Source organism: Streptomyces sp. NPDC028305, assembly GCF_055569495.1.
Genome location: NZ_JBVHTN010000005.1, coordinates 431,300 through 448,220, shown reverse-complemented (window position 1 = coordinate 448,220; position 16,921 = coordinate 431,300). Strand labels below are relative to the sequence as shown.

Sequence of the window (16,921 nt, the reverse complement as noted above, 5' to 3'; positions counted from 1 at the left end):
CGCCTCTCCGGAGCGCCCTACGGTGGTGGTCGATCCCCTTTCCGCGACTTTCCGCGACTTTCGCGACGCTACGGAGCGATGCCCCATGCCCTCATCCGCCTCTGCCTCCCCCGTCGACCTCACCGTCGAGCGCGACGACGTGACGCTGGCCGTACGCGACCACGGCGGCGCCGGCACCCCGCTGCTGCTGCTCCACGGGGCCTCCCGCACCCTCGCCGACTGGTCGGTCACCGCGGCCGACCTCGCCACGGACCACCGGGTGGTCTCGATGGACCTGCGCGCCCACGGCCGCTCCGGCCGCGGCGACACGCCCTGGACGTTCCCCGCCGTGCTCGACGACATCGAGGCCGTCCTGGCGGCCCTGGGCATCCCGGAGGCCATACCCGTCGGCCACTCCCTCGGCGGCATGGCCGCCGCGCTGTACGCGGACGCCCACCCGCACACCCCCGCCGCGGTCAACCTCGACGGCGTGGGCAACGGCCGCCCCGAGCAGTACGTCGGCCTGGACCGGGACACCGTGCTCGACGGTCTCGCCCGCGCCCGCCGGTTCTCCGAGGCCGCGGCGGGCATGGCCTTTCCCCCGGAGGCGCTGGAGACGACGGTCTTCGCCCAGCAGGCGGCGATGGCCAAGGCGCTGGGGATCGAGCCCGAGGTGCTCGACGAGGGCGTCCGGCGCGCGCTCGGCGAGACCCCGGAGGGGCAGCTGTTTCTGCGGCCGGAGCGGGAGCGGGCGCTGGAGATGCTCGACCGGATGGACGAGCTCGACCTCTTCCCGGTCTACCGCCGCCTCACCCGCCCGGTGCTGATCGTGCGCGCGGGACGGCTGGCGGCACAGGGCGGCGAGCTGGCGTGGTTCGACGAGCTGATGACCGCGTACGTCAAGGGCCTGGACCGCGACCTGAGCGAGCTGGCGGCCGCGCACCCCCACCTCACCCTGCACACCATCGACGCCTCGCACGCCATGCTCCTGGAGCGCCCGCGCGCGGTCGCCGGGCTGATCCGCTCCTTCACCACCGGCCTGGGCGCGCGCTCATGACGCCCCGGCCGGGCCCTCGGTGAGGGTGGCCTCGATGCTGCTCGCCCCCTGCCACCGCAGGTCCTGCCCGGCCAGGCGCGCGTACACCCGCTGCCAGGCCGCGTCCGGATCGTCGGCCCCGTCGAGGTGGGCCGCGACGAGCTCGGCGACCCGCTCGGCGGCGGCCCGGGCCGCGGGCGGTGCGTCGGGGCGGCGGAGGGCGCTGCCGAGGTAGCCGAGGACGCGGTCGGCGGGGGCGGCGGCGGAGACCAGGTCGCGGTCGGTCAGCAGGCCGTCGGTCAGCAGCTGGTCGGCGCGCATGGTGATCGACCGCCAGTCGGCGCCCCCGAGGCCGTGGCGGGCCATGCCGCGGGCGATCTCGGCGTCCCGGACGGGGCGTTGGCGGGAGCTGCCGCGCGGGTCGCGCATGATCGCGTCGGCGTGGCGGGCGGCGACGGCGGACGGGGTCGCGGCGTGGGCGACCACCACCGACCAGTGGGGGAACGGCTCACGGGCGTGCTCGGCCTCCAGATACGCCCAGTCGATGTCCGGGAAGAGGACCAGGAGCCGGTCGGTGTCGTCGAAGCGGTAGCGGCGGGCCTTGCGCAGCCGGCTCGCCAGCTTCTCCGTCGTCAGCTCGCGCTTCGCCCGGGCTTCGAGCGCGGCGAGGGGGTCGGCGGAGGCGAGGGCCCGGTGGCACATCTTGGTGACGGCGGGGCCCACCTGACCGGTGGCCAGCAGCGCGGACAGGCGCGGGGGGCCGCCGCGGCGCAGCAGGTTCAGACAGCCGGCGAGCTGCTCGGGCGTCTTGAACCGCCCGCGGTCGTGCGCGAACGCGGCCTCGATCAGCTCCGGTTCGGCCGCGTGCAGCAGATCGGGGTGGGCGTTGCCCGGCACGCGGCGGAGCCGCATATTGACACCGCCAGGCTCGCACGGGGCGAGCGGCACCGAGCCGCCCAGCACCTGCCGGGCCTCCTCCGAGCCGAGGTAGAAGTGCGGGGCGAGCAGGGCGAGGTGGATCTCGGGGTCGCCGACGGCGAGCAGGGCGCGGTGGGTGGGCGGGTCCGTATCGGCCCACTCCGCCAGCAGCAGCAGCGCCTCACGGTCGCCGCTCCGCTTCAGATGCTCGACGACCGCCTCGGGCGCGGGCATCCGCTGGGCGACCACGTACAGCGCGAGCAGCCATCCCGTGTGGTCGGGCAGCAGCGGCATGAGGGCGTCCAGGGTCTTGGCGTCGGGCGCCCGCCGGAGCACCTCCCCGGCCGGCCAGGTCCACTCGCCCCGGCGCAGCAGCTTCTCCCGGGCCCGGCCGGTGACCTTGGGGTGCGGGACGATCCGCCGGGGGTCGGGAGGGGTGTCGGCGGCGCGCGCCAGCAGGTCGGGCCAGGTGGTGTCGTGGACCGCGCCGGGGTCCATGGGCACCTCCGCCACGGCGGTCAGCAGCCGCAGCCAGGCGTCCGTGTCGGTGCCGAGCGCGCCGGCCAGGAAGGCGCACAGCGCCCGCTCCAGCACCCACAGGGACGGGGAGCCGTTCGGGGGCCCCACCGGCATGGTGTACCGGGCGGGGATGGCGGCGAGCATGTCGGGGCCGGTGACCGTGCCCGCGAGCCAGGCGGTGTCCAGCTCGTTGCGGATCGATTCGACGATGCCCAGCCAGTCGCTCCAGCCGCGGCCCTCGCGGAGCCTGCTGAGCGCCCGGCGGGTGTCGGGGGCGGGCACCAGCCGCAGCGGGTCGGCGATCCCGCGGCCGTCCCAGCTCTGCCAGGCGTCGCGCGCCCAGGCGGGGAACTCGGCGCCCGGCCAGTGGGTGACGTGCGTGTCGGCCAGGAGCCGCAGCACGCCTTCGTCCGCGGGCAGCGGCGGCGCGCCCCGGGAGAGCCCGCGCAGTGTGTCGATCGCGGCCAGTGCCGAACTCCGTGCCATCAGTGCCCCCGTGGTGCCCCGCCATACCGCGTGCTGTGCTTGGCACAAGTCCATCACGGGGCACTGACAACCGGGCCGCCCGTCCCTGGTCCGGTGGTCATCCGGCCGAATGGCCGAATGACCGGTGGGGCGGGCGGGGCACCGGCGGGGCCCTGCGGCCCGGGGTACTTTCAGCGCGTGGGCGCCGTCGCCTGGGCGCCGGCGTCCGCGCGGGAGTCCCGCAGCCGGACGGCGTCGGCGACGCCCGCCGTTCGGAGGTCCACCTTACGGACCTTCCCGCTGACGGTCATCGGGAAGGCGTCCATGAGCCGCAGATAGCGGGGCACCTTGTAGTGCGCGAGGCGGCCCCGGCAGAAGCGGGCCAGCTCGTCACGGGTGAGCGACTTGGCGCCGTCCCGCAGGATGACGCAGGCCAGGATCTCCTCGCCGTACTTCTCGTCCGGCACGCCGACGACCTGCACATCGGCGATCTTCGGATGGGTGTAGAGGAACTCCTCGATCTCCCGGGGGTACACCTTCTCCCCACCTCGGATGATCATGTCGTTGATCCGGCCGACGATCCGGACATAGCCGCCCTCGTCCATCACCGCGAGGTCGCCGGTGTGCATCCAGCGCCCCGAGTCGATCACCTCGGCGGTCCGCTCCGGCTCCTCCCAGTAGCCGAGCATCACCGAGTAGCCGCGGGTGCACAGCTCGCCGCGGGTGCCGCGGGGCACTGTCACACCGGTCAACGGGTCCACGACCTTGATCTCGACATGCGGCAGCACCCGGCCGACCGTGCCGGTGCGGTGGCGCAGGTCGTCGTCGCGCCGGGTCTGGGTGGACACCGGCGAGGTCTCGGTCATGCCGTAGAAGATCGACACCTCGGCCATGTGCATCTCGTCCACCGCGCGCCGCAGGACCTCCACCGGGCAGGTGGATCCGGCGATGATCCCGGTGCGCAGGGAGGAGAGGTCGTACGAGTCGAAGTCGGGCAGCCCCAGTTCGGCGATGAACATCGTCGGGACGCCGTACAGCGAGGTGCAGCGCTCCTGCTCGACGGCGCGCAGCGTGGCGGCCGGGTCGAAGGCGGGGGCGGGGATGACGATGCAGGCGCCGTGGCTGGTGGCGCCCAGGTTGCCGGTCACCATGCCGAAGCAGTGGGAGAAGGGGACCGGCAGGCAGACGCGGTCCTGAGGGGTGTACCCGAGCGTCTCCCCGACGGAGTAGCCGTTGTTGAGGATGTTGTGGTGCGAGAGCGTGGCGCCCTTGGGGAAGCCGGTGGTGCCGGAGGTGTACTGGATATTGACCGGGTCGTCGCAGGTCAGCCGGGCCTCACGCTCGGTCAGCCGCTCGCGGGACACATCGGCGCCCGCGCGCAACAGCCCGTCCCAGGTGCGGTCGCCGATATAGACGACATCGCGCAGGGCGGGACACTCGGAGCGCACCTGTTCGACCATGCGGCGGTAGTTGCTGGTCTTGTGCTCGGTCGAGGAGATCAGGACGGAGACACCGGCCTGCCGCAGCACGAACGTCAGCTCATGGACGCGGGAGGCGGGGTTGATATTGACCATGATCGCGCCGATGCGGGCGGTGGCGTACTGCACCAGCACCCACTCGGCGCAGTTGATCGCCCAGATGCCGACCCGGTCGCCCTTGGCGACGCCCTTGGCCATCAGCCCGAGCGCGACCTCCTCGACAGCCTGGCCGAACTCGGTGTAGGTCCAGCGGCGGCCGCTGGGGATGTCGACGAGCGCCTCGCGGTCGCCGAACCGCTCGATGGTGTCGGCCAGGTTGGCTCCGATGGTGTCGCCGAGCAGCGGGACCTCGCCCGCCCCGCTCGCGTACGACAGCCCGGCCGCGTGGACGGAGGGGTCGAATTCCGATGGGTCCGATGGTTCCGATGCGCCCGATGCGTCCGGTGGGCCTGATGGGTCGGCCGGTCGGTCGGTCATGAGTACTCCTCGTGATCGCGTGGTGAGTGCGGGTCGGTCAAGAGGTGGTCTCCTCATGAAACTCGACACCATCGCCGCGCAGGGTGCGTTCGCGTAGCTCTATACGGCGGATTTTGCCGGAGACGGTCTTGGGAAGTTCGGCGAATTCCAGTCGACGCACACGTTTGTAGGGCGCCAGAACCGCCCTGGAGTGCGCAAACAGGGCCTTCGCGGTCTCCGGCCCCGGCTCCCACCCCTCGGCCAGCACCACATACGCCTTCGGCACGGCCAGCCGCAGCGGGTCGGGGGCCGGGACCACCGCGGCCTCGGCGACCGCCTCGTGTTCCAGGAGGGCGCTCTCCAGCTCGAATGGCGAGATCTTGTAGTCGGATGCCTTGAAGACGTCGTCGGCGCGGCCGATGTAGGTGATGTAGCCCTCGGCGTCGCGCGATCCGATGTCCCCGGTGCGGTAGTAGCCGCCCGCCGTCGCCTCGGCCGTGCGCTCCTCGTCGCCCTCGTAGCCGGTCATCAGGCCGACCGGGCGGCCGAGGGGGCCCGACAGATCGAGACAGATCTCGCCCTCGTCGCCCGGCTGCCCGGTGACCGGGTCGAGCAGGGTGACCGCGTAGCCGGGGCTGGGACGGCCCATCGAGCCCGGCTTGAGCGGCTGTCCGGGCGTGTTGGCGACCTGGACGGAGGTCTCGGTCTGCCCGAACCCGTCCCGGATGGTCACCCCCCAGTCGCGCCGGACATGCTCGATGACCTCCGGGTTGAGCGGCTCACCGGCCGCGAGGGCCTCGCGGGGCGGGATGCGCAGCTGCGTCAGATCGGCCTGGATGAGCATCCGCCACACGGTCGGCGGGGCGCAGAAGGTGGTCACCCCGCAGCGGTCCATCTCGGCCATGAGGCGGGTGGCGTCGAAGCGCGTGTAGTTGTGCACGAACACGGTCGCCTCGGCGTTCCAGGGGGCGAAGAGATTGGACCACGCGTGCTTGGCCCAGCCCGGGGAGGAGATGTTGAGGTGGACGTCGCCGGGTCTGAGGCCGATCCAGTACATCGTCGACAGATGGCCGATGGGGTACGAGGTGTGGGTGTGCTGGACCAGCTTGGGGCGGGCGGTGGTGCCCGAGGTGAAGTAGAGCATCAGGGGGGCGTCGGCCGGGGTCGGACCGTCCGGCACGAACGGCTCGTCCCCGCCGGCGTCCGTGTCCGTGCCAGCGTCCGCGTAGGCCAGCCAGCCGGCGGGCGCGCCGCCGACCGCGATGCGCGTGTAGTCGCCGGGCACCTCGGCGAACTTGGCCGTGTCCTCGGACCGCACGATCACATGCGCGGCCCGCCCGCGCTCCACCCGGTCGACGAGGTCGAGCGGGCCGAGCAGCGGGGTGGCGGGGATGACCACGGCCCGCAGCTTCATCGCCGCCAGCGCCGTCTCCCACAGCTCGGCCTGGTTGCCGAGCATCACCACGATGCGGTCACCGGCCCGCACACCCTGGGCGCGCAGCCAGTTCGCCGCCCGATCGGAGCGGCGGCGCATGTCCTCGAAGGAGATCCGGGTCTCGAGGCCGCCTTCCTCGACGATGTGCAGCGCGGTACGGTCGTTGCCCCGGGCAATCCGGTCGAACCAGTCGAGCGCCCAGTTGAACTCGGCCGGGCGCGGCCAGCTGAACCCCTCGTACGCGGCGGTGTAGTCGTTCCGACGGTCCAGGAGAAAGTCCCGTGCCGCCCGGAATCCGTCAGTCAGGCCGTTTGCTGCCACATCTCCTCCTGATCGCCGTGCCGCTCGCTAGCATCGTGCGACGGGTGATCTGGGTCTCACCACCCCCGGACGGGGGTGGTGATATTTCGGGGAGGTGACCGTGGCGCAATCGGACCGAACGGTGGATCTGCGGACGACCCTGCTGCGGATGCGACGGCGCGGAGCCCTGCCCGTGGCCTTCGGCGGGCTGTTCCCGAACTCGCGCCAGTTCCGCATCTCCGAACTCACCGGCACCACGACGAACGCCCTGCGCGGGCTCGCCGTCACCCCCGGCAACGGTCTTGGCGGCAAGGTCCTCACCATGTCCCGGCCGATCTCCGTGGTCGACTACCCGACCTCGCGCGCCATCAGCCACGAGTACGACGCGGCGGTCGGCGCCGAGAGCCTGCGCTCGATGCTGGCGGTGCCGGTGGTGGTCCGCGGCCGGGTGCGCGGGGTGCTGTACGGGGCGCTGCGCCAGCCCCTGGCGCTCGGCGACCGGGCGCTGAACGCGGCGATGGAGGCGGTGCGGGAGCTGGAGCAGTCGCTGGCGGTGCAGGAAGAGGCGCAGCGGCTGATCACCGTGGCGCAGCAGCCGCCCGACGCGGACCCGGCGATGTGGGAAGAGGTCCGCGAGGCGCACGGCGACCTGCGCGCACTGGCCCAGCAGGTGACCGACCCGCAGCTGAAGGAGCGGATCCTCAGCGCCTGCGGGCGCCTGGCCCGGGCCTCCTCGGGCGGCGGGGCGGGGGACACGGCGGCGCGGCCGGGGGTGGAGCTGTCGCCGCGCGAGGTGGATGTGCTGGCGTGCGTGGCCTCGGGCGCGACGAACTCGGCGGCGGCGGACCGGCTGGGGCTGCGGCCGGAGACGGTCAAGAGCTATCTGCGCTCGTCCATGCGGAAGTTGGGGGCGCACACCCGGCTGCACGCGGTGGTGGAGGCACGGCGCGCGGGGCTGCTCCCGTAGCGCCCCCTCTCCCCCGCCCGGTCCGGGTCATTTGGGACGTATATCCTTCCCTGAGGTCGGCGCCCCGTGCCCGCGCGCCCATGGCTTGGGAGGTGAGGTCCGCGATGCACAGCGAAGAGCCCCGTCCCCGGCCCCCTCGCTCACCGCGGAAGCCCTCCTGGCTGCGCGCCGCCCAGGGCCGCGGCGGCTCCGGCGCCGCACGCCCCGGCGCCGCGTCCGCCACACCGCCGGACGGCGGGCCGCGCCCCGCGGACCCGGCGGCCCGCACCGCGGCGGAGGACGACCACAGCGTGGTCGACGCCGCCGCCTACCGGGACGGGCTCCGGATCGGCACACCCGACTCCCTGGCCGCCACCTACCGGCGGCTGCGCGAGGAGCCGGGGAGCATGGCCTGGATCGGGCTGCTGCGGCCCACCGAGGCGGAGCTGCTCTCGCTCGCGGACGAGTTCGACCTGCACAAGCTGGCCATCGAGGACGCGCTCGAGGCCCACCAGCGGCCCAAGCTGGAACGCTACGGCGACACGCTGTTCGTGGTGCTGCGCGCGGCCCGCTACCTCGACGCGCCCGAGGAGGTCGACTTCGGCGAGCTGCATGTCTTCGTCGGCCCCGATTTCGTGATCACGGTGCGCCACGGCGCCGCCCCCGACCTGTCCGCGGTGCGCCGCCGCGTGGAGGCCACGCCCGAGCTGCTGGCGCTCGGGCCCGAGGCCGTGCTGTACGCCATCCTGGACTCGGTCGTGGACGGCTACGCCCCGGTGGTCGCGGGGGTGCAGAACGACATCGACGAGATCGAGACCGAGGTCTTCCGCGGCGACCCGGAGGTCTCCCGCCGCATCTATGAACTCTCCCGCGAGATGGTCGAGTTCCAGCGTGCGACCCGGCCGCTGGTGGGGATGTTGCACGGCCTGATGGCCGGGTTCGACAAGTACGGCACCGACGAGGAGCTACAGCGCTATCTGCGCGATGTCGCCGACCACGTCACCCACACCAGCGAGCGCGTGGACGGCTTCCGCTCGGCCCTCGCCGACATCCTCGCGGTCAACGCCACCCTGGTCACCCAGCAGCAGAACGCGGAGATGCGGGCGCTGGCCGAGGCGGGCTTCGAGCAGAACGAGGAGGTCAAGAAGATCTCCGCCTGGGCGGCCATCCTCTTCGCCCCTACGCTGGTCGGGACGATCTACGGGATGAACTTCAGGGACATGCCGGAGTTGCACTGGGTGCTGGGATATCCCTTCGCAATCCTCCTGATGGCGATCGTATGCACCAGTTTGTACGTCATCTTCAAGCGTCGGGACTGGCTCTGAGCAGTCACCCGGCGCCGGGACCCCAGGGAAGATCGTCTCGCCCCAGCCCGCGTGGAACGACAAAACCAAGGTTCAACTTGTCCTGTCCGGGGCAGGCGCCGTGAGGCCTGCCGGGCCGGCGCGGAGCATGGCCTTGTAGAGGGCCTCGTGCTCGGGAGAGGCGGGCAGCAGGCCCCGGGCGGGAGCCTCGAAGGACTGGATGAACAGGGCGACGACGCGGCGCCAGGCGTCGGGGGCTGCGTCACCGGTGGCGTTGACGACGCCGGCGTTCGCCATGTGGAGCAGCACCAGGTCCGAGGGGTCGAAGTCCTCGCGCAGCCGGCCTGCACCCTTGGCACGGTCGATGAGCCGCACCATGCCCTCGTACGCCTCGTTGCGACGCGCCTCCAGCGCCTTGGCAGTGGGGAAGGTCGTGGTCAGCACGTCGGCGAAGCCGTAGTCAGCAGCCTGCATCGCGCAGGCGGCCTCGAGGTAGCCGACGAAACCATGCCAGGGGTCGGGGTCGTCCAGGGCAGTGGCGACCGCGTCGGCGTAGGCGTCCATACGGTCGGCGAAGACCGCGGCGACCAGCTCCTCCTTGGCCGGAAAGTGGCGGAAGATCGTGGCGATCCCGACACCCGCCTCACGGGCCACCGAGGCCATCGAAGCGTTCAGCCCGTCGCGCGCGAACACCTTGCGTGCGGCCGCGATGATCCTGCCCCGGTTGCGCTCGGCGTCGCTGCGCAGCGGCTGAGCGGTGGTGTCGTCGGGGTGCTGGGCGCCAGGAGTCATACCGGCCAGTCTAGCAATCGGAATGGCCTATCCATTTTCGATGGTACGGTGGACGCATTGAACCGGTAAGCCCTATCCGGATCGCAATTCGGATAGGGCTATCCAAATTCCCGGCCTCCCCTCACCGAGAGAGGCTTTGCGAAAGGATCGCTGTGACCAGCATCGCCATCGTCGGAGCGGGCCCCCAGCTGGGCCTGGCCATCGCCCGCACCTTCGGCACCCAGGGCTACGACGTCGCCCTCATCTCCCGCAACCCCGACAAGCTCGACGACCTCGTCGGCAAACTCACCGCCGAGGGCATCACCGCCGCCGCCTTCCCCGCCGACGTCCTCGACCGCGACACCCTCACCCAGGCACTCAAGAACGCCGCGGACCGCTTCGGCGGCATCGACGTCCTGGAGTACTCCCCGCTGGGGACGTTCGGTCAGGTCGTCCTCACCACCCCCGCCGAAAGCGACCCGTCCCACATCCAGCACGAGATCGAGTTCCAGCTGTACGGAGCGATCGCCGCCACCAAGGCCGTACTGCCGGCCATGCGCGAGGCCGGCACCGGCACCCTGCTCTACACCACCGGCGCCGGCTCGCTCGACCCCCTGCCCGTGGTCGGGAACGTCAACGCCGCCGCCGCGGCGCTGCGCAACTGGGCGGTCAACCTGCACAAGGAGCTGGACGGCACCGGCATCCAGGCCGCCCACATCGGCATCGACGTGTCGATCGCCGTCTCCCTCATCCCCGGCCAGCCGGTGATCCAGCCCGAGGACATCTCCCCCGTCTACTGGGAGCTGCACACCACCCGGCGTGACCAGGCCGAGCTCATCTTCAAGGGCTGATCGCACCGGTTCCCCGGCCGAACCCTGATCGCGCCGCGGCGTGCGAGCGCCGCGGCGCGACCGGCCAAGTCCGACACGACGGCGGCCAGTTGGTTGGTGGACAAGCGGGCGTTCACGATACTTGCCCGGGTGAAACAACATTCGACACAGAGCTCACGTCAACGCACGGCCGCGCTCGGCGCCATGGTCGCCGCGGGCGCCCTGTCCCTCGCGATGACGTCCGCCGTACCGGCGAGCGCCGCGCCCCGGCACTCCGCATCGCTCGACTACGTCGCCCTGGGGGACTCCTACGCCGCGGCGCCCGGCGTCCCCGAGCAGATCGACACCGCGTGCGCCCGCTCCAACAGCAACTATCCGCATCTCGTGGCCGAGCGGAACAGGGCGCGGCTGACGGACGTCACCTGCTCGGGGGCGACCACGGCGGATCTGGCCCTCGCCACCGACACGGCCCCCGCGCAGTACGACGCCCTCAACCGCGGCACCGACCTGGTGACCGTGAGCATCGGCGGCAACGACATCGGCTTCTCCGCCGTACTCGGCCGCTGCGCCACGCTGGGCGCGGGAAACCCGACCGGAAGCCCCTGTCGCGACGACCTCACGCAGGGCGGCGACGACCAGGTGGAGCGGAGCATCGCCGCCACCGCGCCGAAGATCTCCCAGGTGATCGCCGAAGTCAACCGCCGGGCCCCGCGCGCCGAGGTGGTCATGGTCGGCTATCCGTCGCTCTTCCCCGACAGCGGAGTCGGCTGCACGAGCCGCAGCGTCCCCTTCGCCGCCGGCGACTTCGCCTATCTGCGGGACAAGACGAAGTCGCTCAACGCCATGATCGCTCGCCAGGCCAAGCTCGGCGGGGCCGCGTACGTCGACACATACAAGCCCACGATCGGCCACGACATGTGCCAACCCGTCGGTGAACGCTGGATCGAGAGCCTCGCCCCCGAGACCCCGGCGGCACCGGCCCACCCGAACGCGCAGGGTGAGCAGGCCATGGCGGCGGCCGTGAACCGCGCGCTGCTCCGCTGCGGGGTCGTTCGTCAGGTCTGATGCCGGATGGACCCGGGCGGGCACGCCCGGGTCCGAACCCTCGTCGCTGCGTCTGCTGTGCCTGCGAGTTCGATCACACTGATCGAACGATGACCGCTTGGCACACTATTTTGATCAGATCAGACCGGCTTGATCACCCCACCACCGGCTCGAACCGCACGTCCCGCTCCCCCGCCGCCGCGTCGGTCACCGCCAGCAGCCGCGCGCCCTCGGCCTCCAGAGCCTCCCGATCGGCGGCGCCGAGCCGTACGAACGGCGTCACGCGCAGCGCCGCCACGCCACGGGCGCGCTCGATTTTCCAGATCCCGGCGACGAAGCCGTCCACCAGAATCGTGCCGCGCACGATGCCGTTGTCACCCATCACCGGCCGCCGGTACTCGTCGGCGAGGATGCGGGCGCGGTCGGCGTGCGAGAGCAGCAGGTTGTCGAATTCGGCGACGAAGCGGGCGGGGACGGGCGTGCCGGGGTCCGGCAGCGACGCACCCGCCGGGTCGTAGAGCTCGCGCCCGCTCTCGTCCCGGTACCTCCGCAGGGCGGGCCCCAGCCGCTCGACCACCTCACGCAGCCCGGTCAGCCCGCACCACTTCTGGATGTCCGCCACGGTCGCGGGCCCGAAGGCCGTGAGATAGCGCAGCACCACCTCGTCCAGGGAGGGTTCGGTCTCCATCGGCCGCCCCAGCCAGTCCTCGACGGTCGCGTACCGGGGCCCGCCGCTCTTGCCCCACAGCCCGCGCGGCGGCACCTGCACCAGCGGCGCGCACAGACGCACCGCGTCGACCAGCGCACCGGGGTCCGCGCCCGGCCATCGGGGGCCGAGCTCGGCGCGCAGCTCGGCCGGGCTCAGGGCGCGCGGCCCGAGCGACTTCCGCCCGGCCGCCACCAGTTCGTCCCGCGCCACGCCGGGCAGTCGGCGCGCGAAGAAATGCCTGTCCAGCATCGGCTGGATGAGCGGCCGCAGCCGCAGCGCGTCGGCCGCGGAGACCAGGTGCACGGTGCCGCGCATCAGCACCATCCGCACCACCTCCCGCTCCCGCGTCAGGCGCGCCAGCTCCTCGAAGGCAAAGCCGTCCAGGCGCGTCCACAGGCCGATGTACGGGGCGTTGGGCGCCTGGGACTGCATGCCGACAAGCCGCTCGATCACCTCGAGGGCGGTGAGGGACCCCGACCGGTTCAGCAGCAGTTGGCGCTCCAGCAGGGCCCGGTTGAGGGCGCGAGGACCGAGCACGTCGTTCGTCATGCCCTTACGCTACGAACCCTTGCGGACAGTTTCTGTCCTCGTCCGGCCTTCTTCCTTCTCGTTCTGTTCCGGGAAGGGCACAACTGGGGTTTTCCCAAGCCGACTTGTGCTTCGATGCCGTCCGGCACACATGGCACGCACAGGTGAGCGACGGCGACGGGAGATTGCGTATGGACCGGCGAGGGTTCCTGAGGGGCGCGGCCGCGGTATCCGCCGCGGGACTGGTATCGGCCATGGGCGGTACGGCCACGGCGACCGCCGCACCACGGCCGCTGGCGGCCACGGACTGGCTGTCCGGCATCGCCGACGCCACCCCCGTCCAGCGGCTGACACTGCCGGGCACCCACGACTCCGGCGCCCGCTACGGCGGCCCCTGGACGGAGTGCCAGAACACCATCATCGGCGATCAGCTGAACAGCGGCATACGCTTCCTGGACATCCGCTGCCGCGCCTTCGAGGGCGCCTTCCCCATCCACCACGGCGCGTTCTACCAGCACCTCAACTTCGACGACGTCCTCGGCGCCTGCCGGGACTTCCTGAGCGCGCACCCGTCGGAGACCGTGCTGATGCGGGTCAAGCAGGAGTACTCGGAGGAGAGCGCCGCGGAGTTCCGCCGTATCTTCGACACCTACCTCGACGGGAAGGGCTGGCGCTCGCTGTTCCGCCTGGACGCCACGCTCCCGTCGCTGGGCCAGGCACGCGGCAGGGTCGTCCTGCTCGCCGACTCCGACAACATGCCGGGAGTGCGGTACGCCGACGCGGCGCTCTTCGATATCCAGGACGACTACATGGCGGAGCCATTCGGCAAGTGGCCGAAGATCCAGGCCCAGTTCCGCAAGGCCGCCGCCCAGCCCGGCAAGCTCTTCGTCAACTATGTCTCCACCGCCGCCCTGCTCCCGCCCCGCTCCAACGCGGACCGACTGAACCCGCAGGTCAAGAGCTTCCTGGAGAGCTCCGAGGCGGCCGGGTGGACCGGGCTCGGGGTGGTGCCGATGGACTTCCCGAACACCGTCTCCGGCCTCGTCGACACCCTCATCCGGCACAATCCGGCTGCCTGACAGGGTTCAGTCGGGCTGAGGGAGACGGACGACAGGGTCGAAGGGGTGTTTGTTGAAGCCGGTGCGCAGGTTGCGGCAGTTCGGTTTCGTGCACACGAAGAACGCTTCGACGTTCCTGAGGTCCTTTTCATTCTTGAGCCAGACCTTCTCCGCGGCGGTGAGGGGGCGATGCTGTTCGTCAGCGTCGCAGGTGTAGCAGTACATCGTGTGGGGCCGCACGGTACCTCCCGAAACGGGCAGACAGGACAGCCAGCAGCATATGGAAGTGCGTTGGGCGATAACAGCGCGCAATTGGCCGTCTCCTGACCGATGGGCCAGGCGCCGCAAGCGCCCACCGGACAGAGCCTTAGCTCACAAGGTCGTCGAACTCGCCCGCTTTGACGCCCCTGAGCCAGGCGTCCATCTCCGCACGCGTGAAGAAGACCGTGCCCGCTTCAGGGTCCTTGCCGTTGCGGACGGCGATCGTGCCGTCCGCCTGCGGGGCGACTTCGACGCAGTTGCCTCCCGCATCGCTGAAGCTGGACTTGCGCCACGGCGCTATGGAGGGGTCAGGCATGTGTGGTGGCCCTTCTGCGGTGCTTCTTCAGGTTGGCGGCCAGCAGTTCGGCCGAGTCTGCCTCCGAGAGGGCCAACTGACGCAGATCGTCGAACATCTTGACCATCGTGGCCACATCGCCCTCGTCGCTGACGATGTAACCGCCCAGCGGACCGCCGCATCCTCGCGGCAACCCACTTTTCGATGAACTCCGGGGCGACCTTGTTCCTCCCGGCCGTATGAATGGCATGGGCGTACTCCTCGGTTTGCAAGAGGCCGGGAATGAGTACGGGCTCGAAGGTCTGGATCACGACCGCGTCCTGCTCGAAGCCCACCAACGGCCGCGCCCAGTCCGGCAGCCCGTATGTCGCCCACTGCGGCGTTCGCCGCGGCGCCTCCTGCCGCAGCTTCTCAAGCCCCTTGCGCAGTTCGGCCGGCGCGAGCTGGTCGACGACTCCGCCCCACGACTGTTCGCCGTCGTACAGGTCTACGGCAAGGAGGAAGACGGAATCGCTGCGTGGGGCATGGCACTCGACGATCACGCCGAGATCATCGACGTGGAGGGACGCGTCCGAATGAACGTGCGGTCACCGGAGCGCGGGGTGCGGAGGTTCGCCCACCCGCCACACATTTCCGCGCGATTGATGTGGGTGCGGGAGCAGCCCGCCGGCTGACGGGTCCCTGACGGACCGCGCGAACGGGCCGGGATGTTGACGTGCGTCAACCGCACCCATTAGCTTTGCTTGCAAATGTATTTGCTTTCAAAGCAATCACCTGGGGGCTGCCATGCCGCATTTGACCGTCAACGTCCTCGAAAGTGATCTCGTCGGTCGGGAGACCGACTTGATCGAAGCCCTGACCGACGCGGTCGTCGCCGTGTACGGGGACTGGGCACGAGACATCGTGGTCGTGCACCTGATCGGTCTGCCGCCGAGCCGGTGGGGCATCGGTGGCAAGCCGGCGCAGGCGCCGTCGCCGAGTGTGACGTTCGGCATCAAGGAGGCCGCGTTCAGCCGACCGGACGCGGAGGAGATCGTGTCCCGGCTGATATCCGGAGTCACCGACGCGGTCGTCGCCGTGTTCGGCGAACGCGTCCGCTCCGGTGTGAGCGTCGAGTTGGTGGGCACAGTGGCCGGCCGCAGCGGCATCGGTGGCGTTGTGGTCTCGCCATAGGCGAGCCGTCCGACGACGGGACCCAAGAGCCAACGAGGCCCGCGTCGTGGGCGATCAGCCCGGCCTGGGTGCGGTTCACCGAGCCCAGCTTGTTCAGCAGCCGCGACACATAGCCCTTGATCGTGGCCTCCGAGAGGTACAGCCGCGCGCCGATCTGTGCGTTCGACAGTCCCTCGCCGAGGCCGGCCAGCACCTCGACCTCCCGCTCGGTCAGCGACCCGACCAGCCGCTGAGCGCGGTCGCGCGCCGAGCGGCCGTCGGAGGAGGCCGCGATCAACCGCCGGGCATGGTCGGGCCAGGTCCGTGGGCATGATCCGCCACTCGCCGACGCCGGCAACCGCGGTCAGCGGTCGATGCTGGCCATGTTCGCCTCGTCGTGGCGCTCGCCCGAGGCCGGGGTGAGGTTGTTCAAACGGTCGAGCTGAACGGCGCTGAGTTCGATGCCGTCGGCGGCAGTGTTCTCCTCGACGCGCGAGACCCGCCGGGTTCCGGGGATGGGGGCGATGTCGTCGCCGCGGGTCAGCAGCCACGCCAGCGCGGTCTGCGCCGGCGTTGCTCCGATCTCGGCGCCGATGGCCTGCACTTCGTCGACGATGCGCAGGTTGCGCTGAAAGTTCTCACCGGTGAAACGCGGGTTGGTCTTGCGCCAGTCGTCATCGGCGAAGTCGTCGACAGAGCGGATCTGCCCGGTCAGAAGGCCGTGCCCCAGCGGCGAGTAGGGAACGAAGCCGATACCGAGCTCGCGCAGCAGCGGGAGAATCCCGGCCTCGACGTCGCGGGTCCACAGAGAGTATTCCGTCTGCAACGCTGCCACCGGATGCACGGCGTGCGCACGGCGGATCGTCGCGGGGCCGGCCTCGGACAGCCCGATGTACCGCACCTTGCCCTCGGCGACCAGATCGGCCAGAGCGCCGACGGTCTCCTCGATGGGAGTGTTCGGGTCGACGCGGTGCTGGTAGTAGAGGTCGATGTGGTCGGTGCCGAGCCGCTTGAGCGAGCCCTCGACAGCGGCCTTCACGTTGCCGGCACTGCTGTCCATAACACCGGGACCGCCACCGGAGTGGGAGACCAGGCCGAACTTCGTCGCCACGACAACATCGTCACGCCGGCCCTTGATGGCCTTGCCGACAATCTCCTCGCTGTGGAAGGGGCCATAGATCTCGGCGGTGTCGATGTGCGTGACTCCGAGGTCCAGCGCACGGTGGATGGTGCGGATCGACTCGGCGTCATCGAGTCCCCCGCCCGTCGTGTAGGTGCCTGCCATGGTCATGGCGCCGAGGCCGATGCGAGAGACATCCAGCCCACCCAGCGATACGTGCTTCATCACATACTCCTTGTCGTGGCGGCCGTCAGGCCTGGTCGGGGTCATGACCCCGAGAGAGGGGTGACCCTGCGATTTCCGTGATCAGTCAGCTC

At 71.0% G+C, this 16,921-nt stretch carries 17 protein-coding genes and 2 pseudogenes; 8 read left to right on the top strand and 11 right to left on the bottom strand.

Annotated elements, in window-relative coordinates:
- Nucleotides 1–85: 85 nt before the first annotated feature.
- On the top strand, nucleotides 86–1,036 hold the full coding sequence (locus ACZ4WQ_RS22915; protein ID WP_468022363.1) for an alpha/beta fold hydrolase: 951 nt from the start codon (nucleotides 86–88) through the stop codon (nucleotides 1,034–1,036).
- Here the strand turns inward: ACZ4WQ_RS22915 and ACZ4WQ_RS22910 are convergent.
- The 3 genes from ACZ4WQ_RS22910 to ACZ4WQ_RS22900 form a co-directional block, all read right to left on the bottom strand.
- Nucleotides 1,031–2,938 carry a hypothetical protein gene (locus ACZ4WQ_RS22910; RefSeq protein WP_468022362.1) on the bottom strand — a complete coding sequence of 636 codons (1,908 nt, stop codon included), beginning with the start codon at nucleotides 2,936–2,938 and terminating at the stop codon, nucleotides 1,031–1,033. The two genes, ACZ4WQ_RS22915 and ACZ4WQ_RS22910, sit on opposite strands and share 6 nt — an antisense overlap.
- Before the next feature lie 170 nt (nucleotides 2,939–3,108).
- Nucleotides 3,109–4,872, bottom strand: coding sequence for an AMP-binding protein (locus ACZ4WQ_RS22905; RefSeq protein ID WP_468022361.1), 1,764 nt, complete (start codon nucleotides 4,870–4,872; stop codon nucleotides 3,109–3,111).
- Nucleotides 4,873–4,909: 37 nt separating this feature from the next.
- Nucleotides 4,910–6,607 carry an AMP-binding protein gene (locus tag ACZ4WQ_RS22900; RefSeq protein ID WP_398373804.1) on the bottom strand — a complete coding sequence of 566 codons (1,698 nt, stop codon included), beginning with the start codon at nucleotides 6,605–6,607 and terminating at the stop codon, nucleotides 4,910–4,912.
- A gap of 100 nt (nucleotides 6,608–6,707) precedes the next feature.
- Here ACZ4WQ_RS22900 and ACZ4WQ_RS22895 point away from each other — a divergent pair, with 100 nt between their 5' ends.
- Nucleotides 6,708–7,553 carry a helix-turn-helix transcriptional regulator gene (locus tag ACZ4WQ_RS22895; protein WP_311723485.1) on the top strand — a complete coding sequence of 282 codons (846 nt, stop codon included), beginning with the start codon at nucleotides 6,708–6,710 and terminating at the stop codon, nucleotides 7,551–7,553.
- 104 nt (nucleotides 7,554–7,657) lie between these two features.
- Nucleotides 7,658–8,857 carry a magnesium and cobalt transport protein CorA gene (locus ACZ4WQ_RS22890; RefSeq protein ID WP_398373803.1) on the top strand — a complete coding sequence of 400 codons (1,200 nt, stop codon included), beginning with the start codon at nucleotides 7,658–7,660 and terminating at the stop codon, nucleotides 8,855–8,857.
- 72 nt (nucleotides 8,858–8,929) lie between these two features.
- On the opposite strand, the gene ACZ4WQ_RS22885 is transcribed toward ACZ4WQ_RS22890, so the two are convergent.
- On the bottom strand, nucleotides 8,930–9,628 hold the full coding sequence (locus ACZ4WQ_RS22885) for a TetR/AcrR family transcriptional regulator (RefSeq protein WP_398373802.1): 699 nt from the start codon (nucleotides 9,626–9,628) through the stop codon (nucleotides 8,930–8,932).
- A gap of 152 nt (nucleotides 9,629–9,780) precedes the next feature.
- On the opposite strand from ACZ4WQ_RS22885, the gene ACZ4WQ_RS22880 reads away from it, so the two are divergent.
- Nucleotides 9,781–10,458: an SDR family NAD(P)-dependent oxidoreductase gene (locus ACZ4WQ_RS22880; protein ID WP_311723488.1), complete on the top strand. Its 678-nt coding sequence runs from the start codon at nucleotides 9,781–9,783 to the stop codon at nucleotides 10,456–10,458.
- Between the two features lie 129 nt (nucleotides 10,459–10,587).
- Entirely contained in the window at nucleotides 10,588–11,502 is a 915-nt protein-coding gene (locus tag ACZ4WQ_RS22875) for an SGNH/GDSL hydrolase family protein (protein ID WP_385341231.1), read from the top strand.
- Between the two features lie 133 nt (nucleotides 11,503–11,635).
- Here the strand turns inward: ACZ4WQ_RS22875 and ACZ4WQ_RS22870 are convergent, their stop codons facing one another.
- A complete protein-coding gene (locus tag ACZ4WQ_RS22870) occupies nucleotides 11,636–12,739 on the bottom strand; it encodes a winged helix DNA-binding domain-containing protein (protein ID WP_385341233.1) in 1,104 nt (367 codons plus the stop codon).
- A 170-nt stretch (nucleotides 12,740–12,909) separates the two neighbouring features.
- On the opposite strand from ACZ4WQ_RS22870, the gene ACZ4WQ_RS22865 reads away from it, so the two are divergent.
- Complete coding sequence (locus tag ACZ4WQ_RS22865) at nucleotides 12,910–13,797, top strand: phosphatidylinositol-specific phospholipase C (RefSeq protein WP_398373801.1); 888 nt, start codon at nucleotides 12,910–12,912, stop codon at nucleotides 13,795–13,797.
- 6 nt (nucleotides 13,798–13,803) lie between these two features.
- Here the strand turns inward: ACZ4WQ_RS22865 and ACZ4WQ_RS22860 are convergent, their stop codons facing one another.
- The 4 genes and pseudogenes from ACZ4WQ_RS22860 to ACZ4WQ_RS22845 all read right to left on the bottom strand — a co-directional run.
- Entirely contained in the window at nucleotides 13,804–14,001 is a 198-nt protein-coding gene (locus ACZ4WQ_RS22860; protein WP_398373800.1) for a hypothetical protein, read from the bottom strand.
- A gap of 142 nt (nucleotides 14,002–14,143) precedes the next feature.
- Nucleotides 14,144–14,353 (bottom strand): DUF397 domain-containing protein, encoded by a 210-nt coding sequence (locus tag ACZ4WQ_RS22855; RefSeq protein ID WP_398373799.1) that lies wholly within the window; start codon nucleotides 14,351–14,353, stop codon nucleotides 14,144–14,146.
- A complete protein-coding gene (locus ACZ4WQ_RS22850) occupies nucleotides 14,346–14,525 on the bottom strand; it encodes a Scr1 family TA system antitoxin-like transcriptional regulator (RefSeq protein WP_311723496.1) in 180 nt (59 codons plus the stop codon). Before ACZ4WQ_RS22850 ends, ACZ4WQ_RS22855 begins: the two co-directional genes overlap by 8 nt.
- Before the next feature lie 10 nt (nucleotides 14,526–14,535).
- Nucleotides 14,536–14,616, bottom strand: a pseudogene (locus tag ACZ4WQ_RS22845) (hypothetical protein); the annotation flags it as partial.
- Here ACZ4WQ_RS22845 and ACZ4WQ_RS22840 point away from each other — a divergent pair.
- Nucleotides 14,581–15,006, top strand: a complete 426-nt coding sequence (locus ACZ4WQ_RS22840) for a hypothetical protein (RefSeq protein ID WP_398374027.1) — start codon at nucleotides 14,581–14,583, stop codon at nucleotides 15,004–15,006. The pseudogene ACZ4WQ_RS22845 and the gene ACZ4WQ_RS22840 sit on opposite strands and share 36 nt — an antisense overlap.
- Nucleotides 15,007–15,118: 112 nt before the next feature.
- Nucleotides 15,119–15,505 carry a tautomerase family protein gene (locus tag ACZ4WQ_RS22835; RefSeq protein ID WP_311723498.1) on the top strand — a complete coding sequence of 129 codons (387 nt, stop codon included), beginning with the start codon at nucleotides 15,119–15,121 and terminating at the stop codon, nucleotides 15,503–15,505.
- A 34-nt stretch (nucleotides 15,506–15,539) separates the two neighbouring features.
- On the opposite strand, the pseudogene ACZ4WQ_RS22830 reads toward ACZ4WQ_RS22835, so the two are convergent.
- A pseudogene (locus ACZ4WQ_RS22830) lies at nucleotides 15,540–15,800 on the bottom strand (response regulator transcription factor); the annotation flags it as partial.
- Between the two features lie 48 nt (nucleotides 15,801–15,848).
- Nucleotides 15,849–16,829 (bottom strand): aldo/keto reductase, encoded by a 981-nt coding sequence (locus ACZ4WQ_RS22825; protein WP_398373798.1) that lies wholly within the window; start codon nucleotides 16,827–16,829, stop codon nucleotides 15,849–15,851.
- Between the last annotated feature and the right edge of the window lie 92 nt (nucleotides 16,830–16,921).

Coding starts and splice junctions, on each gene's coding strand:
- ACZ4WQ_RS22865 (WP_398373801.1), top strand. CDS start 12,910: ATGGACCGGCGAGGGTTCCTGAGGGGCGCGGCCGCGGTATCCGCCGCG.
- ACZ4WQ_RS22890 (WP_398373803.1), top strand. CDS start 7,658: ATGCACAGCGAAGAGCCCCGTCCCCGGCCCCCTCGCTCACCGCGGAAG.
- ACZ4WQ_RS22835 (WP_311723498.1), top strand. CDS start 15,119: ATGCCGCATTTGACCGTCAACGTCCTCGAAAGTGATCTCGTCGGTCGG.
- ACZ4WQ_RS22840 (WP_398374027.1), top strand. CDS start 14,581: ATGGGCGTACTCCTCGGTTTGCAAGAGGCCGGGAATGAGTACGGGCTC.
- ACZ4WQ_RS22885 (WP_398373802.1), bottom strand. CDS start 9,628: ATGACTCCTGGCGCCCAGCACCCCGACGACACCACCGCTCAGCCGCTG.
- ACZ4WQ_RS22860 (WP_398373800.1), bottom strand. CDS start 14,001: ATGTACTGCTACACCTGCGACGCTGACGAACAGCATCGCCCCCTCACC.
- ACZ4WQ_RS22825 (WP_398373798.1), bottom strand. CDS start 16,829: ATGAAGCACGTATCGCTGGGTGGGCTGGATGTCTCTCGCATCGGCCTC.
- ACZ4WQ_RS22855 (WP_398373799.1), bottom strand. CDS start 14,353: ATGCCTGACCCCTCCATAGCGCCGTGGCGCAAGTCCAGCTTCAGCGAT.
- ACZ4WQ_RS22905 (WP_468022361.1), bottom strand. CDS start 4,872: ATGACCGACCGACCGGCCGACCCATCAGGCCCACCGGACGCATCGGGC.
- ACZ4WQ_RS22910 (WP_468022362.1), bottom strand. CDS start 2,938: ATGGCACGGAGTTCGGCACTGGCCGCGATCGACACACTGCGCGGGCTC.
- ACZ4WQ_RS22915 (WP_468022363.1), top strand. CDS start 86: ATGCCCTCATCCGCCTCTGCCTCCCCCGTCGACCTCACCGTCGAGCGC.
- ACZ4WQ_RS22870 (WP_385341233.1), bottom strand. CDS start 12,739: ATGACGAACGACGTGCTCGGTCCTCGCGCCCTCAACCGGGCCCTGCTG.